The following is a 3,756-nucleotide window of genomic DNA, read 5'->3' as shown; positions in this document are numbered from 1 at the left end:
GATGACGGCCAGGACGGTGTGTCCGTTGGCCTGGGCGTCGGAGAGGCGTTCGAGGAGCACCATGCCCGCGCCCTCGGCCCAGATCGTGCCGTCGGCGGCTGCGGAGTAGGACTTGGCCCGGCCGTCGGGCGCCAGCCCGCGCTGGCGGCTGAACTCCAGGAACATCCCGGCATTCGCCATGATCGTCGCGCCACCGGCCAGGGCCATGGAGCACTCGCCACTTCGCAGCGACTGGCAGGCCAAGTGGAGGGCCACCAGCGAGGAGGAGCACGCGGTGTCGACGGTGACCGCCGGTCCCTCGAAGCCGAAGGTGTACGACACCCGTCCGGACGCCACGCTCGCCGTCGTACCCGTCAGCAGATAGCCCTCGACGGGTTCGCCGCCGTGATGGGTCAGCGAGACGTACTCCTGGGCCGCCACTCCCGCGAAGACACCGGTGTCGCTGCCGCGCAGGGTGTCGGGACGAAGCCCTGCGTCCTCGAACGTCTCCCAAGCGGTCTCCAGAAGGAAGCGCTGCTGGGGGTCGAGCGCGAGGGCCTCGCGCGGGGTGATGCCGAAGAACTCGGGGTCGAAGCGGTCGGCGTCATAGAGGAAGCCGCCCTTCTGGACGTAGGTCTTGCCGCGCACATCGGGGTCTGGGTCGTAGAGGTTCTCGACGTCCCAGCCGCGGTTGTCCGGGAACGCACCGACCGCGTCGCGGCCCTCGGCCACCAGCCGCCACAGCTCCTCCGGTGTGCTCGCGCCACCGGGGAAACGGCACCCCATGCCCACGATCGCGATCGGCTCGGCCGTGTCGGTCGTCGCCGGTGCGGTGCGGGCGGTGCGCCGGGCCACCTGAGCGCCGGTCGCCTCCGCCTGCCCGCTGCCCACCAGCTCGCCACGGATGTAGCTCGCCAGCACCGCGGGCGTGGGGTAGTCGAACAGCAGGGTGGAGGGGAGGCGCATCCCGGACGCCTTGTTGAGCGAGTTGCGCAGCTCCACCGAGCTGAGCGAGTCGAAGCCGAGGTCCTTGAACGAGTGCGCGGGCTCGATCGCGTCGGGCGAGCCGTGTCCGAGGACGGTGGCCACGTGACCGCGCAGGAAGTCCAGCACGATCCGGTCCTGCTCGGGCTCGGGGCGACCCGCGAGGGCCTGCCGCAGGCCGCCCGCGTCCGCTCCGGCCGCGGCCGACCGGGCCGCGCTGCGCAGGGGCGTGCGGACCAGGCCACGGAAGATCGGCGCCACGGGGGCTGACGTGGCGCGGGCACGCAGGCCCGCGAGGTCGAGCTTGGCCGGGACCACCACCGCCGGGGCCGCCGACAGCGCCGCGTCGAAGTGGGCGAGCGCCTGGTCGGCGGGCATCGGCAGCAGCCCGTTGCGGCTCATGCGCGCCCGGTCCTGCTCATCGAGGGTCCCGGCCATGCCGCCGCCCTGATCCCACAGCCCCCAGGCGAGTGACGTCGCGGGCAGCCCGCACGCACGGCGGTGCTGGGCGAGTCCGTCCAGGAAGCTGTTGGCGGCCGCGTAGTTGGCCTGCCCGGGAGAGCCGAGGACACCGACCGCCGACGAGAACAGGACGAACGCGTCCAGGTCCAGGTCCCGGGTCAGCAGATGGAGATTCCACGCGGCGTCCACCTTCGGGCGGAGCACCCCGTCGAATCGCTCAGGACTGAGCGCCGTCACGATGCCGTCGTCCAGTGTCCCGGCGCAGTGCACCACCGCGCCCAGCGGATGCTCCTCCGACAGGCTCCCGAGCAGGGTTTCGAGGGACTGCCGGTCGGCGGCGTCGCAGGCCGCGATCGTGACCTCGGCGCCGAGTTCGGCGAGTTCCGCGGCGAGGGTGTTCCCTGCCTGCGGGCCGCTGCGGCTGATGAGCAGCAGTTTCCTGACGCCGTACGTGCCGACCAGGTGGCGGGCGAGAAGCGTGCCCAGGGCGCCGGTGCCGCCGGTGATGAGCACCGTCTTGTCCGGAGCGAACGGCGCCGGAGAGGTGTCGGGCGTGTCGGGCGCGGTGTCGGTGTCGGTGGCGGCACGGGCGAGACGCGGGGTCAAGAGCGCGCCGTCGCGTACGGCGAGTTGGGGTTCTGTCGTGGCGAGCGCGGCCGGGACGGCCCCCAGCGAGGCATCCGAGCCGTCGAGGTCGATCAGGGTGAACCGGTCCGGGTGCTCCGACTGAGCGGTGCGGACCAGCCCCCAGACCGCCGCTCCGGCCAGGTCGGTCGGTTCGTCGCCCGTCCCGGTGGACATCGCGCCCCTGGTGAGGATCACCAGACGGGAGTCCGGCCGGTCATCGGACACGACGGCCTGGACGAGGCCGAGCACGCGATGCGTGAGGGCGCGGGTGGCCTGGGCCGGGTCGGCGCCGTCGGCGGAGTTCTCGGCGTTCTCGGCGTTCTCTTCGGTCTCGGAGACACACCACGTGACGAACACCTCGGGCCCGGTGGTGGCGTCGTCCCGCTGCGCCGTGGGGAGTGCCACCGCGTCCTGCGGGACCTCGACCGTGCCCTGTATCTCCTCCTCTGGCGTGGGGACGGCGAGCCAGTCGACCTCGTACAGCTCACCGGCGTCGGCGGCGCGCGCGGCGGCGAGTTGGTCGGGGCCGACCGACCGCATGATGAGGGCGTCGATCGTCATCACCGGCGCACCCGTCTGATCCGCGATGACCAGCGACACCGTGTCCGGTGTGGGCCACATGAGACGGATCCGCAGGGCGCTCGCCCCCGTCGCGTGGAGGGTTACGCCGCTCCACGAGAACGGCACCCGGATGGTGTCCTCCGCCGCCTCGCGCCCCGCGACGAGCGCCGCCGGCTGGAGCGCCGAGTCGAGCAGACCGGGATGGATGCCGTACGCGCCGGGATCGGCGTCCGCGGGGAGGGACACTTCCGCGTACGTGGTGTCCCCGTCCCGCCAGGCCGCGCGCATCCCCCGGAACAGCGGTCCGTAGCCGAAGCCCGCGCCGGTGACCCGCCGGTAGAACTCCTCCGTGTCCATCGGGGTCGAGGCGGCCGGGGGCCACACATCGTCCGTGAGCACGCCGGTCGTGGTGGGGGCTTCCCGCTCCTGGGCCGCGAGCACGCCCGTGGCATGGCAGGTCCACTCGTTCTCGGCCGGGGCGTCCTCCGGCCGGGAGTAGACCGCGAGGGAGCGCCGCCCGGAGTCGTCCGCTGGTTCGACGAGCACGCGCAGCTGGAGGGCGCCGCGCTCCGGTACGGCGAGGAACACGTGGTGGGTGAGTTCCTCGATGTGGTCACAGTCCACGTGGCGTGCCGCGTGGAGGAGGAGATCGACGAAGGCCACACCGGGCACGATCATCGCGCCGAAGATGGCGTGCTCGGCCACCCAGGCGGGGTCGGATCCGGAGACGCGGCCGGTGAAGAGGTGTCCGCCGCCATTGGGCAGTTCGGCCAAGGTGGTCAGCACCGGGTGGCCGGTCGCCGTCAGCCCCAGACCATCGGCACCCGCGGTGGGCCTGGGCCGTTCCAGCCAGAAGCGCTGGCGTTGGAAGGGGTAGGTGGGGAGGGCGGTGGGTGTGCTGGTCTCGCCGATCAGGGGCGTCCAGCCGACGTGGACGCCGTGGGTGTGTGCGGTGGCCAGGGCGGTGAGGAACGTGTGGTGCTCGTCCCGCTCACGGTGCAGGACGGGGATGAACGCGACGTCGTCGGCGTCGTCGGTCATGCTGTCCTGGGCCATGGTGGTGAGGGTGGCGTCGGGGCCGAGTTCGAGGTAGTGGCGGACGCCGTGGGTGTGGAGGGTGGTGATGCCGTCGGCGAAGCGGAC

General features: G+C 72.6%; 1 protein-coding gene. It reads right to left on the bottom strand.

Translation table 11 applies throughout. The features are described from left to right. Positions 1–3,756 (bottom strand): SDR family NAD(P)-dependent oxidoreductase (locus LCH29_RS43590; RefSeq protein ID WP_446467224.1); only part of this gene is annotated, 3,756 nt, incomplete at both ends.

This window comes from Streptomyces sp. BRA346, assembly GCF_052851135.1.
This window is presented reverse-complemented; position numbering and strand designations above follow the sequence as displayed.